General features: G+C 34.4%; 29 protein-coding genes and 1 pseudogene. 17 read left to right on the top strand and 13 right to left on the bottom strand.

Translation table 11 applies throughout. The features are described from left to right. Positions 1-29 precede the first annotated feature (29 nt). The 7 genes and pseudogenes from STK_RS10175 (at position 30) to STK_RS10145 (ending at position 5816) form a co-directional block, all read left to right on the top strand. The gene (locus tag STK_RS10175) at positions 30-1031 is read left to right on the top strand and encodes a precorrin-8X methylmutase (RefSeq protein ID WP_010979891.1); all 1002 of its coding nucleotides are present in this window, start codon (positions 30-32) and stop codon (positions 1029-1031) included. Then, positions 1021-1782 carry a precorrin-3B C(17)-methyltransferase gene (locus STK_RS10170; RefSeq protein WP_010979890.1) on the top strand — a complete coding sequence of 254 codons (762 nt, stop codon included), beginning with the start codon at positions 1021-1023 and terminating at the stop codon, positions 1780-1782. The genes STK_RS10175 and STK_RS10170 overlap by 11 nt, the downstream gene beginning before the upstream one ends. After that, positions 1754-2818: a cobalt-precorrin-5B (C(1))-methyltransferase CbiD gene (cbiD, locus tag STK_RS10165; protein ID WP_010979889.1), complete on the top strand. Its 1065-nt coding sequence runs from the start codon at positions 1754-1756 to the stop codon at positions 2816-2818. Before STK_RS10170 ends, cbiD begins: the two co-directional genes overlap by 29 nt. Further along, positions 2815-3393 carry a precorrin-6Y C5,15-methyltransferase (decarboxylating) subunit CbiT gene (gene cbiT / locus STK_RS10160; RefSeq protein ID WP_010979887.1) on the top strand — a complete coding sequence of 193 codons (579 nt, stop codon included), beginning with the start codon at positions 2815-2817 and terminating at the stop codon, positions 3391-3393. Before cbiD ends, cbiT begins: the two co-directional genes overlap by 4 nt. Further along, positions 3390-4058, top strand: a complete 669-nt coding sequence (locus tag STK_RS10155) for a cobalt-factor II C(20)-methyltransferase (RefSeq protein WP_010979885.1) — start codon at positions 3390-3392, stop codon at positions 4056-4058. The genes cbiT and STK_RS10155 overlap by 4 nt, the downstream gene beginning before the upstream one ends. After that, a pseudogene (cobM, locus tag STK_RS10150) lies at positions 4048-4836 on the top strand (precorrin-4 C(11)-methyltransferase); the annotation flags it as partial. The gene STK_RS10155 and the pseudogene cobM, both read left to right, overlap by 11 nt. Positions 4837-5447: 611 nt before the next feature. Further along, entirely contained in the window at positions 5448-5816 is a 369-nt protein-coding gene (locus tag STK_RS10145; protein ID WP_010979883.1) for a DUF302 domain-containing protein, read from the top strand. A gap of 221 nt (positions 5817-6037) precedes the next feature. On the opposite strand, the gene STK_RS10140 is transcribed toward STK_RS10145, so the two are convergent. The 5 genes from STK_RS10140 to STK_RS10125 all read right to left on the bottom strand — a co-directional run bounded on the left by STK_RS10140 (position 6038) and on the right by STK_RS10125 (position 10032). Further along, positions 6038-7378 carry an ATP-binding protein gene (locus STK_RS10140; protein WP_052846660.1) on the bottom strand — a complete coding sequence of 447 codons (1341 nt, stop codon included), beginning with the start codon at positions 7376-7378 and terminating at the stop codon, positions 6038-6040. A gap of 105 nt (positions 7379-7483) precedes the next feature. Further along, positions 7484-8278 carry an undecaprenyl-diphosphate phosphatase gene (locus tag STK_RS10135; RefSeq protein ID WP_010979881.1) on the bottom strand — a complete coding sequence of 265 codons (795 nt, stop codon included), beginning with the start codon at positions 8276-8278 and terminating at the stop codon, positions 7484-7486. 4 nt (positions 8279-8282) lie between these two features. Continuing rightward, positions 8283-8498 carry a hypothetical protein gene (locus STK_RS15360; protein WP_198429681.1) on the bottom strand — a complete coding sequence of 72 codons (216 nt, stop codon included), beginning with the start codon at positions 8496-8498 and terminating at the stop codon, positions 8283-8285. Positions 8499-8562: 64 nt separating this feature from the next. Then, positions 8563-9072, bottom strand: coding sequence for a hypothetical protein (locus STK_RS10130; RefSeq protein ID WP_010979880.1), 510 nt, complete (start codon positions 9070-9072; stop codon positions 8563-8565). A gap of 33 nt (positions 9073-9105) precedes the next feature. After that, entirely contained in the window at positions 9106-10032 is a 927-nt protein-coding gene (locus STK_RS10125) for a lactate/malate dehydrogenase family protein (protein WP_052846990.1), read from the bottom strand. A gap of 81 nt (positions 10033-10113) precedes the next feature. Here STK_RS10125 and STK_RS10120 point away from each other — a divergent pair, with 81 nt between their 5' ends. From STK_RS10120 to gltA, 4 genes are read left to right on the top strand one after another with little or no spacing between them, the layout of a single operon-like run. Further along, positions 10114-11409, top strand: coding sequence for an MmgE/PrpD family protein (locus STK_RS10120; RefSeq protein ID WP_010979878.1), 1296 nt, complete (start codon positions 10114-10116; stop codon positions 11407-11409). Continuing rightward, positions 11384-12226: a methylisocitrate lyase gene (gene prpB / locus STK_RS10115; protein ID WP_052846659.1), complete on the top strand. Its 843-nt coding sequence runs from the start codon at positions 11384-11386 to the stop codon at positions 12224-12226. Before STK_RS10120 ends, prpB begins: the two co-directional genes overlap by 26 nt. A gap of 23 nt (positions 12227-12249) precedes the next feature. After that, entirely contained in the window at positions 12250-12681 is a 432-nt protein-coding gene (locus STK_RS10110; protein ID WP_010979875.1) for a CBS domain-containing protein, read from the top strand. Next, positions 12681-13817, top strand: coding sequence for a citrate synthase (gltA, locus tag STK_RS10105; RefSeq protein WP_010979874.1), 1137 nt, complete (start codon positions 12681-12683; stop codon positions 13815-13817). The genes STK_RS10110 and gltA overlap by 1 nt, the downstream gene beginning before the upstream one ends. Before the next feature lie 14 nt (positions 13818-13831). Here the strand turns inward: gltA and STK_RS10100 are convergent, their stop codons facing one another. Continuing rightward, positions 13832-14647: an amidohydrolase family protein gene (locus STK_RS10100; RefSeq protein WP_052846658.1), complete on the bottom strand. Its 816-nt coding sequence runs from the start codon at positions 14645-14647 to the stop codon at positions 13832-13834. Further along, positions 14644-16509 carry an AMP-binding protein gene (locus tag STK_RS10095; protein ID WP_010979872.1) on the bottom strand — a complete coding sequence of 622 codons (1866 nt, stop codon included), beginning with the start codon at positions 16507-16509 and terminating at the stop codon, positions 14644-14646. Before STK_RS10095 ends, STK_RS10100 begins: the two co-directional genes overlap by 4 nt. A 67-nt stretch (positions 16510-16576) precedes the next feature. On the opposite strand from STK_RS10095, the gene STK_RS10090 reads away from it, so the two are divergent. Further along, entirely contained in the window at positions 16577-17707 is a 1131-nt protein-coding gene (locus tag STK_RS10090; protein WP_198429813.1) for an acyl-CoA dehydrogenase family protein, read from the top strand. A gap of 90 nt (positions 17708-17797) precedes the next feature. Here the strand turns inward: STK_RS10090 and STK_RS10085 are convergent, their stop codons facing one another. After that, a complete protein-coding gene (locus STK_RS10085) occupies positions 17798-18190 on the bottom strand; it encodes a type II toxin-antitoxin system VapC family toxin (protein WP_010979870.1) in 393 nt (130 codons plus the stop codon). Further along, positions 18180-18404, bottom strand: a complete 225-nt coding sequence (locus STK_RS10080) for a type II toxin-antitoxin system CcdA family antitoxin (protein ID WP_052846657.1) — start codon at positions 18402-18404, stop codon at positions 18180-18182. Before STK_RS10080 ends, STK_RS10085 begins: the two co-directional genes overlap by 11 nt. 355 nt (positions 18405-18759) lie before the next feature. Between STK_RS10080 and STK_RS10075 the strand changes: the two genes are divergently transcribed. Genes STK_RS10075 through STK_RS10055 form a run of 5 tightly spaced genes read left to right on the top strand, consistent with a single transcriptional unit; the run spans position 18760 to position 23804 of the window. Beyond that, positions 18760-19869 carry a thiolase domain-containing protein gene (locus STK_RS10075; RefSeq protein WP_010979869.1) on the top strand — a complete coding sequence of 370 codons (1110 nt, stop codon included), beginning with the start codon at positions 18760-18762 and terminating at the stop codon, positions 19867-19869. After that, a complete protein-coding gene (locus STK_RS10070; RefSeq protein ID WP_010979868.1) occupies positions 19869-21044 on the top strand; it encodes a thiolase domain-containing protein in 1176 nt (391 codons plus the stop codon). Before STK_RS10075 ends, STK_RS10070 begins: the two co-directional genes overlap by 1 nt. An 11-nt stretch (positions 21045-21055) precedes the next feature. After that, positions 21056-21553 (top strand): Zn-ribbon domain-containing OB-fold protein, encoded by a 498-nt coding sequence (locus STK_RS10065; protein WP_010979867.1) that lies wholly within the window; start codon positions 21056-21058, stop codon positions 21551-21553. Then, a complete protein-coding gene (locus STK_RS10060; protein ID WP_010979866.1) occupies positions 21550-21978 on the top strand; it encodes a Zn-ribbon domain-containing OB-fold protein in 429 nt (142 codons plus the stop codon). The genes STK_RS10065 and STK_RS10060 overlap by 4 nt, the downstream gene beginning before the upstream one ends. After that, positions 21975-23804, top strand: a complete 1830-nt coding sequence (locus tag STK_RS10055) for an AMP-binding protein (protein ID WP_010979865.1) — start codon at positions 21975-21977, stop codon at positions 23802-23804. Before STK_RS10060 ends, STK_RS10055 begins: the two co-directional genes overlap by 4 nt. On the opposite strand, the gene STK_RS10050 is transcribed toward STK_RS10055, so the two are convergent. From STK_RS10050 to STK_RS10035, 4 genes are read right to left on the bottom strand one after another with little or no spacing between them, the layout of a single operon-like run. After that, positions 23801-24070: a ferredoxin family protein gene (locus tag STK_RS10050; RefSeq protein ID WP_010979864.1), complete on the bottom strand. Its 270-nt coding sequence runs from the start codon at positions 24068-24070 to the stop codon at positions 23801-23803. The two genes, STK_RS10055 and STK_RS10050, sit on opposite strands and share 4 nt — an antisense overlap. After that, a complete protein-coding gene (locus STK_RS10045; RefSeq protein WP_010979863.1) occupies positions 24067-25287 on the bottom strand; it encodes an FAD-dependent oxidoreductase in 1221 nt (406 codons plus the stop codon). Before STK_RS10045 ends, STK_RS10050 begins: the two co-directional genes overlap by 4 nt. Then, complete coding sequence (locus tag STK_RS10040; RefSeq protein ID WP_052846989.1) at positions 25284-26129, bottom strand: electron transfer flavoprotein subunit alpha/FixB family protein; 846 nt, start codon at positions 26127-26129, stop codon at positions 25284-25286. The genes STK_RS10045 and STK_RS10040 overlap by 4 nt, the downstream gene beginning before the upstream one ends. After that, positions 26129-26854: an electron transfer flavoprotein subunit beta/FixA family protein gene (locus STK_RS10035; RefSeq protein WP_010979861.1), complete on the bottom strand. Its 726-nt coding sequence runs from the start codon at positions 26852-26854 to the stop codon at positions 26129-26131. Before STK_RS10035 ends, STK_RS10040 begins: the two co-directional genes overlap by 1 nt. Positions 26855-26915: the final 61 nt, after the last annotated feature.

The raw sequence follows: 26915 nt of genomic DNA, 5'->3' as shown, positions 1-26915 counted from the left end.
TTTTATATTTGGATAAGCTATCCAATACCGTGAGCAATTCAGCTATTATAATAATCACACATGGTTCTAGAAGAAATACCTTTGTAGAGGACATGGTAAATCTAGCAAGATATATAGAAGAAAAACTAGAAGTACCAGTTTTTTTATCACATAATGAATATACCGAACCTAATTGGAGGAATATTGTATCCGAATTACTTTCAAAGGGAATTAATCACATAGTCTTTGCTTTAGCTTTTTTGGGAAGGGGAAATCATGTAGCTAAAGACATTATGGGAAGTTTTGGTGTTAGTGAGTTTTATAAATGGGTTAAGAGTACTTATGAGGGTAAAGAAATTAACGTCTATTTTACAAAGCCTTTAGCGGACTCAAACCTAGTGAAATTAGCACTTTTTTACAGAGTTTCTACAGCGTTTCCTCAACAAGAAAATGAGTACATAGAAGACCCAGAAGAAATTGAAGAAAGAACAATGAAATTTATCAGGGAAAAAGTCAGAGAACGATTTCCATATATGGGTGACAGAGAGATAGAGATAATAGCCAGAGCAGTATATGCGTCTGGTAATCTTGATTTAGCAGATAAAATCTATATTTCGCAAGATGCAGTTGATATTGGAATAGAAAGTTTGAAAACAGGCATTTCAATTTTGACTGATGTAAAGATGGTTTCTGCAGGAATAAGATGGAATAAAGTTGAAAATTACCTAGATAAAGCCTCAGAATTAGCTAAGGAAATGAGAATTACTAGAACCGCGGCCGGTATAAGACTTGGTTTATCTTCTCCAAAGATTGTAGTTATTGGAAACGCTCCAACAGCTGTTGCCGAAGTTTTAAAAATAAGGAAAGAAGGTGTAGAGATACCTTTGGTTATTGCTACTCCACCAGGATTTACAAATGCCGTTGAGGTTAAGGAGGATTTAATAAGATCTGGCATACCATGTATAGTGTTAAGAGGAACTTACGGTGGTAGTAGTATAGCAGTATCAATCATAAATGAGCTAATTAGAATGGTGAGGAGTTATGGCGGGTAAAATTTACATAATCGGTATTGGTCCTGGAGATGAAAAAAACCGTACTTTAAGAATGCTAGAGGCTATAAAAGAAAGTGACGTTATAATTGCGTACACGACTTACGCTGATTTAATTAAGGATTTAACCGATGGAAAAGAGGTTATCACAGCAAGGATGAAAGAGGAATTATATAGGGCTAAAATGGCAATAAAGAAAGCTTTGGAGGGTCATACTGTTGCTTTAGTTTCTAGTGGTGATCCCCAAGTTTATGGAATGGCACCACCAACACTTGAGATGATGTGTGCTAATAATGTTAACGTTGACTTTGAAATTATACCAGGTGTTACTGCAGCTTTAGCTGCAGCAGCAAGATTAGGTTCACCATTATCAATGGATTTTGCAGTGATTAGCTTAAGCGACCTTTTAGTACCTGCAGAAGAAATTCTTCATAGAGTTAGGAAAGCTGCTGAAGGTGACTTTGTAATTGCTCTTTACAATCCTATAAATAAGCCTTTACTTTTAAAGGCGATGGAGATAATAGCTGAATATAGAAAAGGCGAAACACCAGTTGGTATAGTAAAAGGTGCTTATAGGGAAAATGAGGAAGTTATCGTAACTACTTTATCAGAGTGGAAAAAATATCTTGATAAAATAAATATGGTTACTATGATGATTATTGGTAATTCTCGTTCATATATATGTAATGGTAAAATAATAACTCCAAGAGGTTATACGTCGAGGTATGATTATGTCAATGCTTTCAACTCTTAAAAGATTTGGAATAACAACCGGGGCTACTGCAGCGGCATCAGCAAAGGCCTCTGTTATCTATTTATTTCGTAATGAAACTCCTAAAAGTGTTACAATTCCAACTCCAATTGGTTTAAGACTAGAAATTCCGGTAGATGACTATGAAAGAAGAGGAGAAGAATACTGTGCTACAGTTACAAAATTTTCTGGGGACAACCCAGATGTATTAAATGGATTAAAGATTGTTAGCTGTAGTACAAAGTGTGATTCCGGAATTTTCATAGAAGGAGGAAATGGGATAGGTGTAGTTACTAAACCAGGACTTAAAGTAGAAGTGGGTGAAAAAGCGATAAATCCAATAGCAAGACAAATGATAATAGATGCTATAAATGAAGTAACCACTGATGGTGTAAAGGTTAGGATCGAAGTTCCAGATGGTGAAAAAATAGCCGAACTTACAATGAATAAGGACGTTGGAGTTATTAACGGTATTTCAATTTTAGGAACTACTGGTATTGAGTATCCTATCAGTGATGATGAATATCTTGAGCACATAAAAAGTGAGATATGCGTTGTTAAGGCTTTAGGGAAGAAGAAGTTAATCTTAGCACCAGGTAATACTAGCTTTGAGTTTGCCAGGAAACGTTATGGCGATAATGTAGTAAAGATAGGAGATAGAGTAGGTGATTCAATAAGGTTAGCAATTGAGCAAGGTTTTACTCATATAGTTTTAGTCAGCTTACCTGGGAAAATAACTAAAGTTGCATCTGGTTTAATGAACACCCATAGTAAATATGGTGATGCAAGAATAGAAACCTTAACTCACGCAGCAGTTCTAGCGAAATTAGACATTGAAAAGATAAATAAGATAGCTAACTCTGCTACTGTGACAGAAGCAATTACATACCTTTTACCAGAGGAAAGAAAGACACTCTTCAGCATAGTAGCTAAAAGAGTTCTTCAGAGGTTAAGGAAGATTGTGAAAAATGATGTGAAATTAGGTGTAGTTATTATTTCTGAAGAAGGAGAAGTTTTAGCTGAGGAGGGTGAGTTATGAGACTACCCGGAATACCGGATGAGGAATTTATAAGGGTTGAAAAGATACCGATGACAAAGGAGGAAATAAGAGTTTTAGCTCTTTCAAAGGCAAGGCTATTTGATGGTGCTAAATTTATTGACATAGGTAGTGGGACTGGAAGCGTTACTGTTGAGGCTGGCTTAGTAGTCGGGGAAAAAGGTAAGGTTTGGGCTATTGAAAAAGATAAAGATGCTGTAGAACTTACCAAAAAGAATGTGGAAAAATTCAAACTTAATAATGTAGTAATCATTGAGGGAGAAGCTCCTGAAGCTTTGGATCACGTAGATAGTGAAGTTGACGCAATATTTATTGGGGGTACTGAGAGACTTGAGGAAATCCTTCTCTCTAGCGATAAAAAGTTGAAGAACGGTGGAAGAATTGTTATTGATGCTATCCTTTTAGAAACCGTTAATAAGGCTCTATCAACTCTTAATCAAATGGGATATAAGACTGATGTTATAGAAGTCATTATAGCTAAAGGTATGAAGACAAGTAAGGGCTATGCTATGATTTCTCGTAATCCGATCTTTATCGTTTACGGTGAGAAACCATGAGTGAACTTTATGTTATTGGTTTAGGTCCCGGAGATCCTGAGCTAATAACAGTTAAGGGAATGAAGATTTTATCAATTGCTGATGTTATTTTTGTTCCCTATTCTACTGGAACCAATAGGAGTTTATCTTACAATATTATTCAAGCTTATGGGAAAAAAGACGCTAAAATAGTAACGCTAGGATTTCCAATGGCTAAAGAGGTAGACGAAAAAGAGCTTGAAAGAATTGGGAGAACAATTTGTGAAGAGAAAGGTAAAGTTTCAGCCTTTATTACTTTAGGTGATCCTACACTATATTCCACGTTTTTCAGAGTGAAAAAATTCCTTTCTTGTTTTGATAAAATAGAATTAATTCCCGGTGTTAGTTCCGTTACTTCGTGTGCTTCTAAACTTAAACTCTCTTTAGCTTTAGGTGATGATGCTATCTTAATAGTACCTTCAAGTAGAATTTCTCTCATACAAGAAGTAAAAAATAAGGTGGAAAGTATCGTAGTGATTAAAGGAAATGAGAACCTTGATAAAATAGCAGAGATTTTGAAGGAAGGGTATGAGCTTTTTTATGCGAGAAGGTGTTATTTAGAAGGGGAGAAAATTGTTCCCTGGGATGGTACTTTTGATAGAGACTATTTCTCAATGTTAATAGGGGTGAAAAAGGTTGAAAGGTAAAGTAGTCTTTATTGGTGCTGGTCCTGGAGATCCAGAATTAATAACTGTCAAGGCAAAAAATTACATTGAAGACGCAGATGTAATTTTGTATGCAGGATCATTGATAAACCCAGAAATATTAAAGTGGGCTAGGAAAGATGCTGAAATTGTGAACACTGCTGAGCTAACACTAGAGGAAATAACTGATCTTATGATAAAAAAAGCAAAGGAAGGAAAATTAGTTGCTAGACTGAAGTCCGGTGATTTTTCTATATATGGTGCTTTAATGGAAGAACTGTGGGCATTACAAGACGCTGGGATAGATTATGAACTAGTCCCCGGAATTACTGCCGCAATTGCTGCCGCTTCAGTTTTAGGTATTGAATTAACATTGCCTAAGGTATCTCAAACTGTAATAATAACTAGGGCTTCAGCTTCAGTTCCAATGGAAGGTTCTATAAAGGACTTTGCCCCTCTACTAAATAAGGGGGCTTCACTTGTCATTTATACTGGGGTTCATGTAATCGATAAGGTTGTTGAAGAAATAAGGGAAGCTGGGATATCTGATGATATTCCAGTTGCTGTAGTATATAAGGCTACATGGTGGGGTGAACAAAAGATAATTTTAGGTGAATTAAGGGACATTGCTGAAAAAGTAAAGAAGGAGAAAATAACCAGGGACGCAGTAATTATCGTTGGTAAGATTGTTAGACCAGAAAAATATAAGGGTTTAGTTAGATCAAGTACCTACGATCCTAAACATTACACTAGCTTTAGAACCGCTGAGGTGACTGATAAGTTAAAGTACTTTGAACTTAGATATATGACGGATAAAATATTTGGAGAGGAATACTTAAAAGCACTAATTGAGGCCTATACCACTTCTTCCAAGGAGGAGAAAGAAGTTATAGTGGAGAAAATTAAGAAAGTACTTAATGAAGCAAAAATAAATCCTAAGTTGAAGGAAGAAGCTGAGAAAATTATAAAATTACACCTGGATTTTTGAAATCATTTTATGAATAAGTGAAGTTATAATATAATTTTATAGCTGGAATAATATTCCAAAATCATACGGTAAATGGAATAATTTCTTTGCTAATAGTTTTTTGTTAAAACATTTTCATTAATTTAAATAAAAGAGTTATGTTTAATTTTGCCTCGATTGAACGGAGGTGTCTCTTGTGAAATACAATCCTATTACTATCATAAATAATAGTCCTCCTATTCCCAGAACTATTGATTCTACGCCTCTCGTTTTAAATCCCAAATATATCATCCCTACTCCTAAGATTTCTAGTATAACGAAGACGATGTTTTTAACTTTCATAGAGAGTAAAGAGAATTTATGGTATTTATTTTTCTTCCATAATCCGGGGAAAATTTTATTTCTATTTTTACTTAGCTTTCCCTATGCATATCGTTAAATGTAAATTTAGCTTTAACGAATGTGAAGAAAAGATAAAAAATGAAATAAAAAGATTAAATGCAATACTATTTACTGAAATCGATCATAAAAAGAACGCTGAAGAGGTAGGACTAGAATTAAATAAATGTAAAGTTCTCTATTTTGGAAACCCTAAGGTAGGCACTATTTTAATGCAAAAGAAGATTGAAATATCTTATGATCTTCCTTTGAGAGTATCTATATGGGAAAAGGACGGGGAAACTTATATTGCTTATAAATTACCGAGTGAGATAGCTAAAGAATATAGTATAGAGAGCGAGGTTCTGAAGAAAATGGATGAGTTTATCCAAACAATTATTAGCTCAGTTACATAAGTTACAGCTAGATTACGCCATAGAGAGAATGGTGTAAACAATATTTACGAGCCCAATTAAACTAATGGTAAAAGATGAGGATACTAGTGCGGAATAACGGGTTTATTCATCTAAGGAAAAATATTTATAACTTGCTAAAAATTATAATTTTTTATCGTAGATGTTTTACGTAATTAAATTCACTTTTACACTTAAAGTCCTTAAAGAATCACGTTAAAAAGTTACAATTTAACTACATGTTTGCAAGAAAATCTCACAAAATAATGTAATCCTTTCAAAACTAATGCTCTTCCAGAATTGCATATAGGACAAATCATTTCTTCGAAATCATTCCTTAATGACGCAATAGTATAGTCCTTGAGCTCGCCTTTTTCGTTTATGAAATCGATATAATTTAGATTATTTAAAATAATTTCTGCTTCATGAGCACTTATGTTAAGTTGCTTAGAAAGTTCTAAAGGTGTAAGGATTCCTTTTTTCGCTAGCATATTTACCGCAGTATCGTAATATTCTCTTTTTTTTATCCTTTTTAGTTTTCCTAATTCTTCTCTTACTAGAGACCCCATTTCCTCATAACTTTTATTAATCGCTTCTAAGAGCTTTCCTGTTTCAACGTAATATTTACCGAAGTAAGCTAACCATCCGGGTATCCTAAAGGTCAAATTGAGGGCTGATGAAAGTATATAATCATTATAATTTACATTAGCTGAAGTAAAACCATCTATAAGCATCTTTTCTGCATCATCGAAAGAAATCTCTCCTATATTATACTCTTCGATATGTCTACCGTGAAGCTCTTCAGTATAATCTTTACTCAGTAACAATTCTGCAGGTCTGATTACTGACCCTGTCATAACTACTTTTATCCTATCATAATATTCGTCAGAAATCTTCTTTAAAAATTGAAGAAAAATTGACTTATTATCTTTCCAGTTCTCATAGATATACTGTAACTCATCAAACATAATAATTATCTTAGAACCCTCAGCAGACTCGTATAAAATATCACTAACTAGTGATAAATCAATTGAGTAAGGAAACGCAAAGTTCTTTCCTTTACTAACAGAAGCTCCAATATTTCCTAGTGAGATTCCGCCACCTAGAGCTCTTCCTACTGTAAGTTGTTCCTCAATCTTTTCACTAAATACTTTAGCATAAGTTGGTATTTTTTTAACGTTTAACCTTTTTAAAGTATAATTAGTTAATCCTCTTCTCAATAGTAAATTAGACAAAGAAAGGGGACTAGTCACGGCATCTAACTTTACCATTATAGGGATCCAGTTATCTTTAACATTGAATTTCTGCTTGTATTCACCATTGCTTAAAATCTTTAATAGCGTAAGTAATAGACTGGATTTACCACTCCTTCTAGGTCCTTTTATGAAGAACAATGTGAGATCTTGCTTAGAAACTAAATCAACTAGCTTCCTCAGAGCATCTTCCCTACCATATAGTAATTCTGGGATAAATCTCTCTTTATCGCTGAATATCTCAGTGTAAGAAAACATATTATCTAACAAATTCTCCCCTAGTAAATTATTAAGGATTTTTATGACAGTCAATAAATTCTTAGAAAATCTCAGCTCTCAAATGCTTATTAAATATCTTTTCATCGATTGAATAAAAAGTTGAAATAATACTCTATTCAATCTTTTTTAGTAAGAAAATCATATGAGTATAGTTAAAACACTTACTACTATTGCTATTCCCCCTAAAGTAAAGTCTATTATATAAATATTTCTCCTCTTAGCAAATCTTAATAGTAGATCTATTGTTAGCATTCCTATGATAAATGCTGATATAACTGAAATTAATACTCCTCCTATTCCAATTAAAGATATAACGTAAGATATGTTAGTTTTAGAGAATAATATTGTTGTTCCTACTGCACCTACTGCTGCTGGAATATAAGCCAGATATGAGTATCTGAAAGCATCGTCAGGTTTGATTCCTAGAAATAACATTGTTGATACGGTCATTCCAGACCTACTTACACCTGGTAATGCCGCTAATCCTTGTGCTATTCCGATAAGTATTATATTTTTTAAACTTAAGTCTTTAAAACTTCTAATTTTAATCCTTGAATATCTTATATATAAACCGTCTACGATTAGTGCTATTCCTAGAATTATCATCGGAATCGAAGGATCATATGCGTTCTTCAATAGTTTATCGGAGATTATATATAGGGGTACTCCAACTAGTCCAGTTATTATAGTTATTATCGCAAGATAAAGCAGTAGTTTTCTATCTCTAAATACACTCATTATATCTTTTCTAAAATAGATGGTGGCAGAACCTATAGATCCCATTTCCATAAACAGTCCAAAAGAGTAAGCTATTGCTATTGGTAAATTTAATAGGTAATGTGATGATATCAACACTTGTGTTTTACTACTTATAGGTAACCATTCTGAAATTCCTTGTACAATTCCGATTATTATTATATCTAGAAGATTCATTTTATCACCCTGAAATTAGCACTAACTCTAAAACTGTTCCGTATATGATCATATTATCTAGCGGTAAACTGAGGAGCAATAATATTGCTGTCAGATATGGTTTTATTTTGATTCTATGTAGATATAGGATAAGTGGTATTAATGGTAGATACACGAAATTTGGGCTTATTAAAAGAGATAAAAGAGTCATTAAGGCTGAAGCCACTAAAATAAATTTCATATAGGTACAGTATCCAATAAGATTTTAAGACTTACTTAATTAGACAACATAGAACTATATATGACTATATATTATATGGTATAATTTCGTCTTCCTTAACTAGAAAGTATTTTATGTTCTTAAACAGTTTACTAAAATAGATTAAATTTTCTTCTTTATCATCGTAAACCTCGATTTCACCCTTAAATAAAGATATGATTTTTGCTTTCCATTCTTCATCTTTTAACCTCATCTCTTCATCGTTTCTACAAATAATTCCACTAACTATTACCCCGTGAGATAATAGAGAGAAATCGGCATAAGGTCTAGCAGAGCAATGTCTAGCTGTTAATACAAAAACCAGATCACCTTCTTTAATCCTATCTTTTATATAATTAATCATCTTAAGATTAGGTTTTGCCAAGTGGCTATACTTTGTATAAGCTAGAGAATAAACAGCACTTTTTCCCTCTCTTTTTATTTTTCTAATCTCTTCACTATCAGCTTCAATTCCCCATAACTCCTTTGCTGATGCTTTTACACATTCATTGGTGTTGAAAAGCGTATTATCGTAATCAACAAGTAGTATTTTCACAAGAAAAAATAAGTGATGAGCTTATAATAGATTTTACTGTGCTTGGATAGAAGTTTCTAGGTGTTTCAAATTCTCTTTATATACATTATAGAAGTCTTTCATTGAAGCCATTAAATTCCATCTGTCCTTTTCATCTAATAAGTTTTCTAATGAAGGACCAATTGAACTTCCAACTACTGTTGGCACACTAACGTGAATTATTTCGTCTTCAAATTGTCTTGGAGTAGCTATTGACATAACTTTATTCTCATTGAGTGCTACTGCTCTTATTAATTCAGCTATAATAGTCCCAGGACCCCATGTAGTACCTCCCATAACTCTAATTATCTCTCCTGGGATCTTCTTTACATAATCTTCAACCTCTGCCTTTGTAACTCCTAAATCCTCTGAGAATGGTTTTCCATTAACTGTTACAGTACTCCATAATACTACAGCATCTTCACCATGCTCTCCACCTACAAACCCATTAACTCTATAAACTGGTATCTTTAGTTTTTTAGCTATATATGCTCTTAACCTCATTGTCTCTACTTGGTCTCCAGTACTAATTACGAATTCCCTAGAATATCTTGCGAATACAGAAGCCATCATGTCTACCGGGTTGGAAACCATAATATAAACGGCTCCATGATTCTTCTTAGGTAATTTGTTAGCTAGATCCATCATTATTTTAGCATTATCTACAAACAGATCTCTTCTACTCATACCAGGTTTTCTTGGTTTACCAGCAGTAATAACTACAATATCAGCACCAGCAACATCGTCTAAGTTGTTTGTAGATAAAAGTTCAACTTTAAGTCTTTTAGATGCAAGAGCATGTCTAAGTTCATGTTCAAATTTCTCCGGTAATTCTGGGATAATATCGTAGATCATGACCTCATCAGCGTAACCGTCCATTATAGTATTAAAGGCGATTGTCTGACCTATCTTTCCAACTCCTATAAAAGCTATCTTTGTCATGTTTATCATGTTTAAAATTCTCTATTTGATTATTTAAATTTATCTCAAAAAGTTTATATTGGTAGTTTCAAAGAGAAAGTTATGGAACTTTCAGATAAAATAGCCGAATACGTGGTCTCAGCTGAGGATTTTTCAGATGAAATGCTTCATGAGGCTAAAAGAAGATTACTAGATAGCATAGCTGTAGCTCTAGCATCAATTAACTCACCACCTGCAAAAATTTTAAGAGAAATGTCAAATCTCTTCGCTGGAAATTCTCCTCTTTTAAGTGGAGGAGAAGCCACTATAGATTTTGCATCATTTTATAATACCTTACTTATACGTTATTTAGACTTTAATGACACGTATTTGAGTAAAGAGCCTTTACATCCAAGTGATATGATAGGAGGTCTATTATCTGTAGGTAGCGTGTTTGATATCTCTGGTGAAGAACTATTAAAGAGTATCATCGTGGGTTATGAAATTGGTGTGAGGCTCTGTGATAGTACAAGTCTAAGAAAAAAGGGATATGATCACGTTAATTTCCTTCAAATAGCTTCTACTTCAGCACTTTCTCGCCTCCTTAACCTTGATAGAGAGAAGGCTAAGAATGCAATATCTTTAACGCTTGTTCCTCATATTGCGCTTAGGGAATCAAGATCTGGTAAGTTATCAATGTGGAAAGCTGGAGCTACGGCTGAGGCTGTAAGGAATTCAGTATTTGCGACTCTTTTAGCTAAAAACGGATTTACTGCACCAGACAAACCGTTTTCTGGAGTTTTTGGATTCTTTAATATCATAGCTAAGGATTTTGATTTATCAACTTTCGAAAATATTAAGAGTGGGTCTATTCTTAAGACTTTCATTAAAAAATATCCAGTTGAATACCATGCTGAAGCCACTGTCGAAGCGGCATTGAAACTAGACTATGAAGGTGAAATAAAGAAAGTAATTGTAGAAACTTACGAAGCTGGTAAGACAATATTGGCTGATAGTGAGGATAAATGGAATCCTAAAAATAAAGAAACTGCCGATCATAGTTTACCATTTATTACGGCAGTTACTTTACTTACAAAGCGTTTCTGGTTGGATTCGTATAGCTTAATTGGAGACCCTAAAGTAGTTAGCTTAATGAAAAAGATTGAGGTCGTAGAGAGGGATGATTATACTTCTGTTTATCCTAAAGAACTACCTACTAGAGTTATTGTCATTACAGATAAGGGTACTTATGAAAGTGAAGTAAGAGTTCCTAGAGGGCATTCAGCAAATCCTATGAGTGATGAGGAAATTGAAGAAAAAGCTAAGCTTTTAGGGCTTTCAGAAAGTCAAATTAAGCTCATTTGGGAAATAGATAATATGAAGGTGAGGGATTTTGTCAGAAATCTTGCGAAAGTCTGATTTCCTAATTATTCCGGGCGTATTTAATCCTTTTACAGCATTACTAGCTGAAAAAGTAGGATTTAAAGCAGTGTATCTGTCTGGAGGAGCTTTAACGTCCTCATACGGCTTACCAGATCTTGGCATAATAACGTTAGATGAAGTAGCAGAAATGGTCAGAAGAATTAGGGAAGTCACTGATATTCCAATTATTGTTGATGCTGATACTGGCTTTGGAGAAGTTATAAATGTATATAGGGCTGTGAAAGTTTTGGAAAAAGCTGGTGCCAATGCTATTCAAATTGAGGATCAAGTTCTTCCAAAGAAATGTGGTCATCTAGAAGGTAAAGAAGTTGTGAGTTCTAAAGATATGGTTGCTAAAATAAAATCAGCACTAAAGGCCAGAAAAGATATGTTAATAATTGCTAGAACTGACGCAAGAGCGGTAAATGGTCTTGAAGACGCTATTGAGAGAGCTAAGATGTATTTAGAAGCTGGTGCTGATATAATTTTTCCAGAAGCATTGGAAAGCAAAGAAGAATTCGCCAAATTTGCTAAAGAAGTTAAAGCACCACTATTGGCTAATATGACAGAGTTTGGTAAAACGCCGTTAATAACTGCTAATGAGTTTAAAGAAATGGGGTATAAGTACGTTATCTTTCCAGTGACTATTTTCAGAGTTGCAGCAAAAGCCATGAAAGAAGCGTTAGAGGTACTTCTTAAAGAAGGATCTCAAAAATCATTGATGGATAAGATGATGACTAGGAAGGAGCAGTATGAAATTATCAATTATTACTTTTATGAGAATTTAGATAAGCAACTTGCGAAAGATTTATAGTTTACGAAAGAGATATAAAAATTATGACGCCGAATAAAATCAAATTACTAATAAATAAACCGATAATTAAGGTACAAAAAGGGACTAGTGCTAGGGATGCTGTTAGAATAATGGCTAAGGAAAACGTTGGTTCTATTTTGATATTTGATGGTGATAAGCTTATTGGAATTTTTACCGAAAGGGATTTACTTAGGGCTGTTGCAAGAGATGAGGATTTAAATAAACCAGTTGAAGAGTTAGGTACAACTAAGAATCTAATTACTATAGATGAAGACTCACCAATTAACGTCGCAGCCGAGTTAATGAGTAAGCATTGTATTAGACATCTTATTGTAGTTAACAAATCTGGTAAACCTATTGGTGTTGTATCAATAAGAGATATCATAGGAGAAAAGCATATTTTATCTATACTTTCAAACGTAGATAAAATAGAAGAATGGATAGGTGGTGATTAATGAGCGTAGAAGTAAGTAGAGGATTGGAAAATGTAATTATAAAAACTACTGGATTAACTTACATTGATGGCATTAACGGTATATTAAGATATAGAGGGTACGATATTAACGATTTAGTTAATTATGCTTCATATGAGGAGCTAATCCATTTAATGCTTTACGGTGAATTACCTAACAGACAACAATTAAATCAGATTAAAGGTATAATAAATGAAAGTTTTGAAGTTCCAGAACAAGTTATATCAACGATATTTTCGATGCCTAGAAACTGTGATGCAATAGGAATGATGGAAACAGCATTTGGCATATTAGCTTCAATATATGATCCAAAATGGAACAGAGCTACTAATAAAGAATTAGCTGTTCAAATTATTGCAAAAACTGCAACAATTACCGCAAATATTTATAGGGCTAAAGAAGGGTTAAAACCAAAGATCCCAGAACCATCAGAGAGCTATGCTGAAAGCTTCTTGGCTGCAACGTTTGGTAAAAAGCCTACTCAAGAAGAGATAAAGGCTATGGATGCTTCACTAATTTTATATACAGATCACGAAGTTCCAGCCTCAACAACTGCAGCCTTAGTAGCCTCCTCAACCCTCTCGGATATGTACTCATGTATTGTTGCAGCATTAGCTGCACTAAAGGGTCCTTTGCATGGTGGTGCAGCTGAGGAAGCTTTCAAACAGTTTGTAGAAATAGGTTCTGTCGAAAATGCAGATAAATGGTTTGAGGAAAAAATAATAAAAGGCAAAAGTAGGCTCATGGGATTCGGGCATCGTGTATATAAGACTTATGATCCTAGGGCAAAAATATTTAAGACATTGGCTAAATCCTTTGCTGAAAAAAATGAAAATGTTAAAAAGTATTATGAAATTGCAGAAAGAATAGAGAAATTGGGAGTTGACACATTCGGTAGTAAGCATATTTATCCTAATACTGACTTTTACAGTGGTATAGTATTTTATGCTTTAGGCTTCCCAATATATATGTTCACTTCACTGTTCGCTCTATCAAGAGTATTAGGGTGGTTAGCTCACATAATTGAATATGTAGAGGAACAGCATAGACTCATTAGACCTAGAGCACTATACATTGGACCAGAAAAAAGAGAGTTTAAACCTATAGAGTTAAGATAAAATTTTCTTCCTTCTCAACTTTTTTCCAATATTCTTTCCGCATTTTCTCTCAGAATTTTTTCTTTAATACCTTCTGGCAAATTTAATTTATCAAACTCGTTTAACCATCTCTCTTGTGAGATTAAGGGATAATCACTTCCAAAAATGAGCTTATCTTGTAATCTTTTCGCATACTTCCATACTACTTCTGGTATATATTTAGGTAACCAGCCAGACAAATCTAAGTATATATTGGGTTTATGAAGTGCTATTGCTATAGCTTCTTCAGTCCATGGCCAACCAAAATGTGCCAATATTATCTTCATTCTGGGAAATCTTATTGCTACTTCGTCAAAGTATAGTGGTCTGCCGTAATCAAGTCTAATATTTGATCTTACACCAGCACCTACCCCAGAAGTCCCTGTATGAAAAACAGCTACAAGACCATTCGAATCTAAGACGGAGTATAATCTTAATGCTCTTTCATCTAATGGATTAAATCCTTGAAGTTGTGGATGAAATTTAACTCCTTGAGGTTCGCATTCTTTTATGAGCCGTCTTAGTTCTTCTTCAGCATTGGGTTTTAAAGGATCTACTGACACAAACCTTATTATTCTATCATCTGTGTGATTACAAACAATTTCATTAGGTATTTTTCTTCCTAAAAAGGTTGTAGAGTCTATGGGTAATAAAACAACTCTCTTTATCCCTAAGCTTTCAGCCTCGTCTAGGCTTTCTCTTAAGCTTTTTATATCGAACTTCGCATTAAAATATTTCATTGTTGATTCCTTATATTCACCTAAAAAATCTAAGAATTCCTTTATGGGAGCATGGAAGTGAAAATCTATCAATCTTTCTCACTTAATATACTCTTTAACTCCTCTAATATGCTTGGGTCATCTAAAGTAGAGATATCACCAATCTCCTCATTCCTTACCAGTGCTCTTATTAATCTCCTCATTATCTTGCCACTCTTAGTCTTTGGTAGTCTTCTTACTAAATATACTTTATCTACTATATATCCACTATTTCTTAGATATGATTTTATATCATTAGCTAAATCCTCACTCATTGGATAACCTTTCTTAATCACAGCTAAAACTAAAATTCCTTCTCCTACTTCCTTTGGGTAGCCTACTACAGCAGCCTCAGCGACTGCTGGATGTGTTACAACTACACTTTCTACCTCTAAAGTACCTATTCTTTCACCAGACTTTATTACATCATCAGCTCTTCCTAAAACGTAAAGGTATCCATCCTCGTCCATATAGCCGTAATCACCAGTGTAAAAATATCCAGGGAACCTCGACCAGTAGGTCTTTATAATCCTTTCCCCGTTAGTATCATTGTGCATTTTTGCTAAAGCTGGGCTAATAGGCTTTAACACAATATATCCCTTCTTTCCAACTTGTAATTCTTTCCCGTCATCGTCCACTACTCTAAAATCACTACCAGGAAATCTAATTCCAGCAGACCCCGCTTTGTAAGGAATCTCTCCTATTCCAAAAGGTGTTCCAGCAACTGGGAATAAATGTTCAGTCATCCAATACGCATCTGCAATAGTAACGTGAGGCATATTTTCTCTTAACCATTTCCATGCACCAGGGTTTAATGGTTCTCCAGTGTTCAAAATGAGTCTCAGTGTTGAAGTATCTCCAGATTTAACCGATTCTTCTCCAAGGCTCTTTAATGTATATAAAGTTGTTGTTGAACTCCATACTAAATTAACTCCAAACCTTTCAATTATTCTGGAGAACATATCTGGTTTATATCCTATATATCCCTCAAAAAGTACTCCAGTAAGACCCATGAATGGTATTGTGTAAAGATTTGCCATAGGCCATACTGGCCAGCCTAATTCAGATATTGTCCACCATATATCATTCTCTTTAGGACCCATAAGGGATTTAAAGGCATAATTTAATGCTATTACATATCCTGCTGTAGAGTGATATAAGCCTTTAGGTCTACCAGTGGTTCCAGAAGTATAATAAATTGTTGAAGGCTCATTAGATTCTACCCAGATTGGTTCAACATAAACTCTACCCCTAGGTCTTACTTCTTCATATATAACGTCCCTCTTTGTAACGTTAAAATCGTCATAACCTCTTTTCACTACTAAAACTTTCTCTATCGGAGTTTTTCTGGAATCAAGAAGCTTATCCACGAAATCTTTTATCCTTATTTCATTTCCGTTTCTGAAACCCTTGCTAGCAACTATTAAAACCCTAGAATTACAATCATTTAGCCTATAAGTTAATGTCTCCTCACTTAAACCTAGATAGTGTATTACTAGTGTCGCCCCTAGCCTATGTACAGCTAAAGACATATAGACTGCCTCTGGAATACTAGGCATTATAAGAGATACTACGTCACCTTTCTTTACTCCTAGTTCTTTTAAAACGTAAGAAGCCCTATTTACCTCACAATATAAATCTCTATAAGTTATACTCCTAGTATCTAATTTCTCATTTATCCAATAGAAAGCTACTTTTTCAGATTTATCTAAATGTCTATCAATTGCGTTATAAGAAATATTAGTATAACCATTAACAAACCATTTCTCAAATGGTGGTTCTCCTTCCCTTATTTTTTCTGGCTCTTTAAACCATGAGATCAAATGCATTTTATCCTTCCAAAAACTTTCTGGGTCTTTTACTGCTTCCTCACTTAATTTTCTAATTTTTTGTAAACTATAAAATTCCGCTTCCATACAATATTATCTCATACTTTATTTTTATGTTTTATGACAATGATTTATTATTTTTCTTTGATAACTTATAATTATGAGTGAACTAATTTTATCCTCCGTAAAAGAGTTTGTTAAAAGGGAAATTGAACCATTAGCAGAAAAAATTGATAGAGAGGATTATTACCCAAGGGAGTTAGTTAAGAGAATGGGTGAGCTTGGTTATTTGTCACCGCTTTATGAGGGATTAACGTTATATGACACTGTAAATATAATTGAAGAGATAGCAAAAGTTAGTGGTTCTGTGGCCTTAATACAAGATGCCCAAGGTGAACTAGTAACAGAACCTATTAGAATGTTTGGGAATAAAGAACAGAAAGAGATCTTAGATAAGCTTGCAAAAGGTGAGTTAATTGGTGGTTTTGGTTTAAGTGAGCCTTGCTGTGGTAGTGATGCCGGAAGTATAATTACCAAGGCAGAAAGAATTAAGGGTAGTTGGATTATTAACGGTAGAAAAATGTGGACTACCCAAGGGCTTTATGCTGATATTTTCTTAATAGTAGCAAGGACTGGTGATCCAAAATTAAAGGAAAAAACACTTACTGTTTTTCTAGTCCCTAGAAATAAGTGTATTACTACAAGAAAAATTGAAGTAATGGGAAATAGAGGAACTGGAACCGCAGAAGTAGAGTTAAACGATTGTGAGGTTGGAGAAGAGAACATTGTTGGAGAGTTAAATGGTGGTTGGAGAGTTGTAAAATACGCTTTATTAGTTGGTAGGATTGCTATTTCGGCAATAGCCATAGGGTTAAGCATTTGCGCAATTGAGGAGGCTATACAGTGGAGTAAACATAGGGAATTATTTGATTCTAAATTAATTGAAAAGCAAGGAATTCAGTGGTATTTAGCTAAATCTGTGGCTAATCTTTACTCTATTAAGAGTATGATAAGAGAAATTTCAAAATATCCGTTAGATAGGCTATTTGAAATTGAGGGAAAGATTTCAGCTCTGAAATTTGTTTCTTCGAACGTAGCTGAAAACATTATAGATACTGCATTACAAATTATGGGTGGTTTAGGATATGCTAAAGGGAGCAAAGTTGAAAGAGCGTTTAGAGATGTGAGATTAACCAGGATTGGAGAAGGGACTGACGAAGTCCAATTGTCAATTATTAATAAAGTTTTGATGAGGCATGGGATAGATAAAATACTCAATGAATGAGTAAGAGAAATCTTCTTTTTCCAGCATTTAGAATTTCTTAATTATTCCTTGATAAAATGAAATATATTTTGATTACATAGGAGATTTCACTTAAGATAATTTGCTTATAAAATCTTTAAGTGAGAGTGCATTAGCCTTCTTTATTAACTCTTTGTCTTCTGAGACTAAGATTAGTCCATGAGATGCAGCAGAATAAACGTATGCAGCATCGTAAAAAGTCAGTTCTTTTTCTATTGCAAACTTCATTACTTCTTCAGCTGGGGGGCTATTAAGGAGTTTAAGCTTACTCATAAACTTCTGAAAGAGAGCAGATAATATGATTGGATCCTTAATTTTTTTATGAAGATAGTATTCCTTCCATATTGTGTTTCCCACCTCGTAAAAAGCTAGAGGAATTATATAAATCTTAGCAACGTCTATTTTATCTATGTAGTTAAGTATAGGGTATAATGCTGAAGCATCTAATAAAAACTCATCTCTCATATCTATCTTCCCTTATTGAGGTAATCCATTCATCCTCACTAATATCCTTCATTAGTTCCTTAATTTTCCTAGCAGTTTCCTTGATTTCTTCCTTTTCTTTCTCTCGTATTGCTTCCTCTAAAGCTTTCTCTACAACCTCCCTAATGTTTATTCCCAATTCTTCAGCTTTCTCCTTCAACTCTTTCCTCACTCTTACACTTATTACGGTTGACATAATTAAGTATACGATTTTCGTGTATATAAAATTTTCGTAAACGTAGAATAACATCCTAGCGTTTGATTAACTGATTTCATTTATTTAGTTATAATAGAGATTTTCTAAATTATACAACTATTATTAAATATATTAAATAAAAGATATTGATTAGCTATCTTCTTATAGAGCTCATAAATAAATCACATTCTCTTCCCTCACGTAAAGTCACAAGATAAACGTTAAGAAGTCAAATTTTTAGTTATTAAGGATTATAGCAATATATTAATAATTAAATCAATTTAAGTAAAATGAAATATTCACTATATAAGAAAAACTTAATAGTTTTTGAGAGATATAATGATTGTGATTTTTTATGAAAGTAGCTATAGTAGGTATAGGTTGGTATGGTTTCAGACCTAACACTAAGGATGTATCATTTAGAGAAATGATGTTTGAGGCCGCCGTTAGAGCTTATGAAGACTCTGGAAATATAAATCCTAGAACTGATGTAGATACTTTTATTTCATGCCAAGAAGACTTTTGGGAAGGAATTGCAATAACTGACGAATTTGCCCCAGACCCTATTGGTGGTGCTATGAGACCTACAATGACTGTGACAGGTGATGGATTACAAGGAATCCTTCATGGAGTTATGCATATTAAATCTGGATTAGCTAATATAACTGTAGTAGAATCTCACGCAAAACCTAGTGACATTCTAACAATTAGAGATATAATAGAATTCGCCTTCGACCCAATGTATAGGATTGGAGCAAAGAACATTCATTTTCTTGCCGGCTTAGAGGCGTTAAAGTTTATGAAATTAAGAAACGCAACAAGAGAAGACTTTGCTAAAGTTATTGTAAAGAATAAGCGTAATGGTTTGAAGAACCCGAGAGCATCTTATGCATCTAATATCAGCTTAGAAGATATATTGGAGAGAGAATATACAATATACCCCTTAACGGATTTAGATATTTCACGCTTTGTGGATGCAGCAATTGTTGTTGTGCTAGCAAGTGAAGAGATTGCACGTAAGTATACTGATACTCCAATATGGATTGATGGTATATACTCTGCTACTGATTCTACAATAGAACTTTCAGAATTGGGAGAGGCAAGATATATGAAAATTGCCTCAAAGGAAGCTTATAACATGGCGAAAGTGAATAAAAGGGAAATAAAAGCTGCTTTTGTTGACGATACTTATAGTTATAAAGAGCTTCAGCATATTGAAGGGCTAAGTTTAAGTGATAACGCTGTAAAAGATTTACGAGAAGGTGAATTTGAAAGAGGAGGCAAGATTGAAGTTAATCCTTTAGGTGGTCATCTGGCTAAGGGTAGACCATTAGAAGTTAGTGGATTATCATTATTACTAGATGCTGTTGAATATTTGAGGCAAGGAGTTGTTGATAAAGCTGTAGTAGCAAGTTGGAGAGGAATTCCTACTTTTACAGGTGTTGTTGGGGTGGTGAGTAGATAATGAAGACGAATTTATATTTTAGAAGGGTAGCTGTAATAGGTGCCGGATTAACGTTATTTAGAAGGAGAATGTTAGAGACTCCACAAGAATTGGCGTGGGAAGCGGCTAGGAAAGCTTTGGATGAGGCTGGTTTGGAGCTAAAAGATATTGATTGTGTTGTAATTGGTAGTGCACCAGATGCTTTTGATGGAGTACATATGAAAGGAGAATATTTAGCTCATGGTTCTGGTGGAGTTAGGAAAATGGTAAGTAGAGTCTTTGTTGGTGGTGCTACTGGAGTTATGGTTCCTAATACAGCCTGGTATCATGTTGCTAGTGGTTTATGTGAGAAAGTTTTAGCTATTGCAGAGGAGAAGATGAGCCCTGCAAGGCCTCACCCGCAATCAGTATTTAGGTATATATGGGATCCGATTACTGAGAAGCCGTTAAATCCTAATCTAATCTGGATCTTTGCAATGGAGATGCATAGATATATGCATGTTAATAAAGTTACAAAAGAAGATATAGCTTTAGTATCTGTTAAAAACAAAAAGAATGCACTTAATAATCCTTATGCCCAAGCTGCTGCTAATATTACAGTCAATGATGTTTTAAAGAGTGAGGTTTTAGTTTGGCCAGTCCAACTTTTAGATACTAGCCCAGTTAGTGATGGTGCTGCTGCTATGGTTATTGTAAATGAGGATGTTGCACGTAGATATACTGATACTCCAGTATGGATTGAAGGTGTTGGTTGGACACTAGATAATACAGAATGGACCGGAAGAGAATTAGCTTATCCTAGATATTTAGAACACGCAGCTAGGATGGCTTATAAAATGGCTGGGATTGAAAGACCTAATAAGGAAATTGATGTGATTGAACCTTACGACCCCTTTGATTATAAAGAGTTACATCATATAGAGGGATTAATGATTGCTAGGAGAGGAGAAGCACCTAAGCTTCTTAAGGAAGGCATGTTTGATATAGATGGAGATATTCCAAGCTCTCCATCAGGTGGGTTACTCGGCGTTGGTAATCCTATTGCGGCTGCTGGTCTGATGAAGACTATCAGTATATATTGGCAATTGAAAGGAACTGCTGGAAGAATGCAAGTAAAGAAACCAGTACATACTGGAGTAGCCCAAGCTTGGGGCGATTTAATGCAAGCCTCAACTGTTATAGTTATGAGAAATTAAGGGGTGAGAAAATGGATGGGACTCCCTTAAAAGAAGAAGATTTAAAGAAAGTAAATACAATTGTATATAAACCAAATGCTAAGTATGCCTATAGTGCTGGGCAAGCCTATAGTAAGTTTTTGCTGGGATTAAAGGAGAAGAAGATTATTGGTAGGAAATGTAATAAATGCGGAAGAGTTTATGTACCGCCAAGAATGTATTGTGATGATTGTTTTAGACCTACAGACGAGTGGGTTGAAGTTAAGGATGAAGGTATAGTCGAAACTGTTGTTGCAAGTTTTATTTCGTGGACTAGAGAGAAAATAGAGAAACCGGAAATTGTTGGAGTAATTAGATTATTTCCTTCAAGAGATAAAGATTGGGTTTTCCCAGGTTTATTCCATAGAATCTGTGCAGATTTTGAGGATGTGAAAAATATGAGTTTATTTGGTAAGAAAGTTAAGGCAGTATGGAGAGAAGAAAGAGTTGGAAGTATAAACGATATTGAATGTTTTAAGGTGATAGAATGAGTTGGGATAAGATTGGTATTGAAGATAAATTATTATCATGGCACGAAATAATGGAAGCTGAAGAATATGTTTATACTGTAGGTGTTGCTGGTGAAGAATTCTTTAACGGACTAAAGCAAAGGAAAATTATAGGAGGAAAATGCCCTAAATGCGGAAGAATATACGTTCCAGCAAGGCTCTACTGTGAGGAATGCTTCGTTAAAAATGATTTTGTTGAGGTTACTACAAAACCATATATAGATACTTATACGGTTGTTTATAAAGACGATGAAGGAAACAAACTGGAAAAGCCTCAAGTAATAGCGTTAATACGATTTGAAGGTACGCATGGTGGTTTACTAGCTTACATTGAAGGTGAGGCAGATATTGGAAAAGAAGTTGAAATACTTGAATACAAAATACCATTAATAGTGAGGGTTAAATGAGTTGGTTACCTACAAAGGATTGGATTGAGGAAAGTAATGTTTATTCTTTTATGTTAGAAAACGATATTTCTAAGTTATCACATTTTATTTCTTATACTTATGAAAAGCCTGAGGAATTTTGGGACAAATTTGTCAAAAGGATAGGATTAAAGTTTTATTCTAAATATGATAAAGTCTTAGATTTATCTCAAGGAAAGCCGTGGGCAAAGTGGTTCATTAATGGAAAATTAAATATTGGGGATCAAATTCCAGATTCTTCAGAAGTTTTCATAAAATGGATGGATGAGAAGGAGAATTCAAGGACAATAACCTATTCTGATGTACTTCAACAAGCTAAGGCAGTTTCTTCCTGGTTAAAGAAATTCGGATTAAAGAAAGGTGATACTGTAGGAATTTATATGCCAATGATACCAGAAATAGTTCCAGTATTTCTAGGAATAGCAAGAGCTGGAATGATTGCAGTTCCTTTGTTTTCGGGATTTGGTAAAGAGCCAATAAGAGTTAGAGCAGAAGATAGTGGAATGAAAGTTATTTTTACTACAGATATGACTATAAGAAAAGGAAAAGAGATAAATTCACTTGAAAATTTAGAGGGGCTTACGCTAACTAAAGTAGTTGTGGAAAGAGGCGGGAAAAAGGATAAAGATTCTATTAGTTATTCAGAAGTATTATCTACTGCTGGCGATGGGTTAGAAGTAACAGATACTGAAGACCCCTTCATGATAATTTATACTAGTGGAACTACTGGAAAACCTAAAGGGTGCGTACATACTCACGACGGTTTCCCAATAAAGGCTTCTGCAGATGTTTATTTCCAATTTGATTTGAAGAAAAGAGAGACACTCATGTGGGTTACTGATTTGGGCTGGATGATGGGTCCCTGGATGATATTGTCTGCCTTACTGTTGAGAGGGAAAATTGGGATGATTGAAGGTTATACTGCTTACTCCTTGTTGAGTAAATTTATCGAAGATATGAAGGTTGATATCCTGGGTTTATCTGCAAGTTTAATTAGAGCCTTTAGAAGTGAAGTTGAAAAAGGTAAGTTAGACGTTAGAATTGTTGGGAATACTGGTGAGCCAATTGATTATGAAAGTTGGAAGTGGCTATATGAGGCTGTTAAAGGTCCAATAATTAACTACTCTGGAGGTACTGAAATTTCTGGAGGCATATTAGGAAATTATGTAATAAATGAAATTAAACCTACCGCTTTCAACGGCTTCTCTCCTGGTATTCATGCTGATGTATTTGATGAAAATGGAAAACATGCACCAGCAAATGTTGAGGGAGAGTTAGTTGTATTAAGTGTTTGGCCTGGGATGGCAAGAGGCTTTTGGAAGGACAAAGAAAGATATCTTAACACTTATTGGAGTAGGTGGGAGGGAGTATGGGTTCACGGTGATTTAGCCTATTATGACGAAGATGGATTTTATTACATTGTTGGAAGAAGTGATGATACTATTAAGGTTGCAGGTAAAAGGGTGGGACCAGCAGAGGTTGAGCAAATAATTAACTCTTACGAAGGTGTAGTTGAAAGTGCATGTGTAGGAGTCCCAGATCCTATGAAAGGAGAAGAAATTTTATGCTTTGCTGTAACTAATAAGGAGATCAAGAAAGATGAATTATTAAATTATACACAGAGAATGTTAGGAAAAGCATTAGCACCAAAGGATATAATATTTGTTAAGGAATTGCCAAAGACTAGGAATGCTAAGATTATGAGGAGGTTAATAAGAGCAGTAGTATTAGGGAAACCTACTGGAGATATAAGTGCTCTTGAGAATCCATCAGCTTTAGAGGAAATTAAAAAAGCCCTAACTAGTTAACCATAATTGTATGATATTCCGCCTTCAGGAAATCTAAATTTTATTGCGCCAAAGGGACAAATAACTAATGCTCCCCCACATTCCAAACATCTTTCATAGTGAGCAATAATTCTTCCATCTGGCTGTGCTTCATAAGTACCAGCTGGGCAAGATACAGTACATGGTTTATCTTTGCAAGTAATACATATGTCAGTATTAACTTCTATGTGTGGTTTTGGATCTACTGAGTATTTATTTAATCCTAATCTTTTAAGTAGGGGTATCATTTTACAGCACTTACCATATCTCTTATTGCTTGGGTTAAACTTATTCCTTTCTCTTTTAATTTTAGCAAAGCATACTCTATTAAGGTCTTTCTATCTTCAGTAACTGTAAACATATCTGATAGTAAATCGCAAAGTATCTCGGTGTAATTGTTAAGAGTTGTTCCCCTATTTATCAACTCGAATCTACTATAAGCCAACTCTAGATGTTTAAGTACAAAACTTTCTTTTAACATATCGTAATATATATTCGTCTTTGTGAAGTCTTTCATTTCCACGATTTTTTTAGCTACTAACCCAGCTATCATTCCAGATGCTATTGCTAAGTCCATTCCTCTTATTGTAAACCCATCATTTATTAAAAATCCAGCAGAATCACCAACCGCAATTAAATTATCAGCATAAAGCTGTTGTAAATTCTTAAAACCGTAGTAGGGTATTGCATGGGCAGAATATTCGAGAATCTCCCCCTCAATACCAAGTTTTTCCCTGAAATTCTCTACCAGATCTTTTGCTGGCACTTCTGATTTTGGTAAGGAATCAAAAGTTACAGCCATACCAACAGATAAAGTATCCTTGTTTGTGTAAACGAATCCCCCTCCTTTTACTCCGTTAATTAAACCTACAATTGTCCTAGCTTCTCCCTCATCTTCTGATAGGCTTACGTTGGCTTTAACTATCTCTTTCACTCCTAGCATCCATTTATCTGGAGTAAAGTTTCTTAAACCTAAATATCTAAATACTACCGATGTTACTCCAGAAGCGTCAATTACTAATGGTGCTCTTAAGGTACCCCTATTAGTTTCCAACGTAATTCCACCATTCTCTCTATATGCATTTGTAACCAATGTTGAATAAGATATTAGTAAACCTAAACTTTCTGCTTCACTAGCTAGCCATCTATCAAATTTAGCTCTTAACACACTATAACTATTTTTCTTACCTTTTTCCTCGAAGGAGAATATTAGCTTTTTATTTTTACAATAAAATTCATAAGTCTCCTTTGTGATAGGTCTTTCAAGAGGAGCTCTTTCTAAAGCATCTGGTATCAATTTTTGAAGAGCATGGATATACATTCTTCCTCCAGATACATTTTTAGCACCGCTATATTCCCCTCTCTCTAAAAGTATAACGTTCAAACCCTCTTTTACTGCAGTTATTCCGGCAGATAACCCAGATAATCCTCCCCCTACAATTATCACGTCAGCATCAAAACTCACTTTTTCTTCACCTTTTCAGTCATGACCTGGCAAAACTCTATAGCATCACCTATGATGATATAATCAGCATTTTCAACAATAGGCGCTGATTTATCTTTATTTACAGCCACTATAATTTTAGCATCTTTAATCCCAGCTAAATGTTGCGGTTGGCCAGAAATTCCCAATGCGATATAAAGCTTCGGTTTAACTTTATTTCCAGATAACCCAATTTGCCTATCCTCTGGTAACCAGCCAAGTTCTGCAGTTACTGGTCTACTACCGCCTAATGCTCCTCCTAAAGCCTTAGCTAATTCTTCAGCATATTTTATATTCTCCTTACTTCCAATTCCTCTACCTACAGATACAATAATTTGTGCAGATGAAAGATCTACAGTGCTCTCTCCTTTGCTCTTAATTTCAACTCTTCTAATTCTTTTCATCTCAGTTTTAACTTGTATTATTTTGCTTTCCTTCTCTTTCACTTCAACGTTTTTCTTACTTACTGTTAATACTACAGGATAAGAAAACTCAATTTCAGCTATTCCCATTCCACTATAAACTACTCTTTTAGCTTTATTATTAGAGAGATCGATAACATCAGTTATTATTGGATATCTTAACAAACCAGCAACTGCCCCAGCTACAGTCTTATCCCTCTTAGTACTTCCAGTAATGACCACATCAGGTTTCAATGATGCTATATAATTGGCAATAAATTCCTCATTTATATCATCAAGTATATGTAACTCATCTACAACTTTGGTTGTCTTATTACTTATCCCTATGACATGTTCGTTAGGAAAATATGAGACAGCTGTCTTTATATAATCTATATCTTCAGAATATACTACAATCTTCATCATAAAACACCTTCTTGAGATAAATAATTGAGAAGTTTATCTACAGCTTCTTCCATTTTACCTTCAATTATAATCTTTTTCCTAGTTATTACATATGGCGAAACATTAACAATTTTCACCTTTGGCTGTTTATTATAATCAATATTTTTCACTGGCTTTTTTGACGACTCAAGTATCTGCTTAACACTAGGTATTCTAGGAGTATTTATCTCACCTACAACGGAAATTATTGCCGGTAAATCCGTCTCTACAATCTCTTGGAATGTTGTCAAATTCCTCTCAACCCTTACTTTATTACCTTCAATTGTAATCGACTTAGCATAAGTGACTACGGGATAATTTAAGAGTGAAGCGAGATAGGAGGAAAATACTGATGTACTACTATCAGTGGTAGATTCTCCAGTAAGAATTATATCAGGTTTTATTGGTGAAATAGTTTCAGCTATTGCCTCAGCAGTTGTCATTACGTCTGGCTCCTTCATGTTTATTGCTATTACCTCATCTAAACCCATAGCTAGTGCTTCTCTAATACTTTTTCTGTCTGTATTTCCAGCAGTAACTCCTATCGCTTTTCCTCCATATTTCTCCTTTATCCTAACAGCTTCTTCAATTGCATTTTTATCATATGTACTAATTTTTGGAGGAACGTTTAAGTCTAGTTTGTCTCCGACTATTTTAATTAAAGTATCGTCGGGAACTATTTTAAAACAAGTTACTATATTCATCAAAAAATACAAGATTTTAACTCATTAATATTATTTGCTTAACATTTTTTAGTTATTAGAT

Origin of the sequence: Sulfurisphaera tokodaii str. 7, from assembly GCF_000011205.1 — an archaeon.
In the GTDB taxonomy this organism is placed as follows: Archaea; Thermoproteota; Thermoprotei_A; order Sulfolobales; family Sulfolobaceae; genus Sulfurisphaera; species Sulfurisphaera tokodaii.
This window is presented reverse-complemented; position numbering and strand designations above follow the sequence as displayed.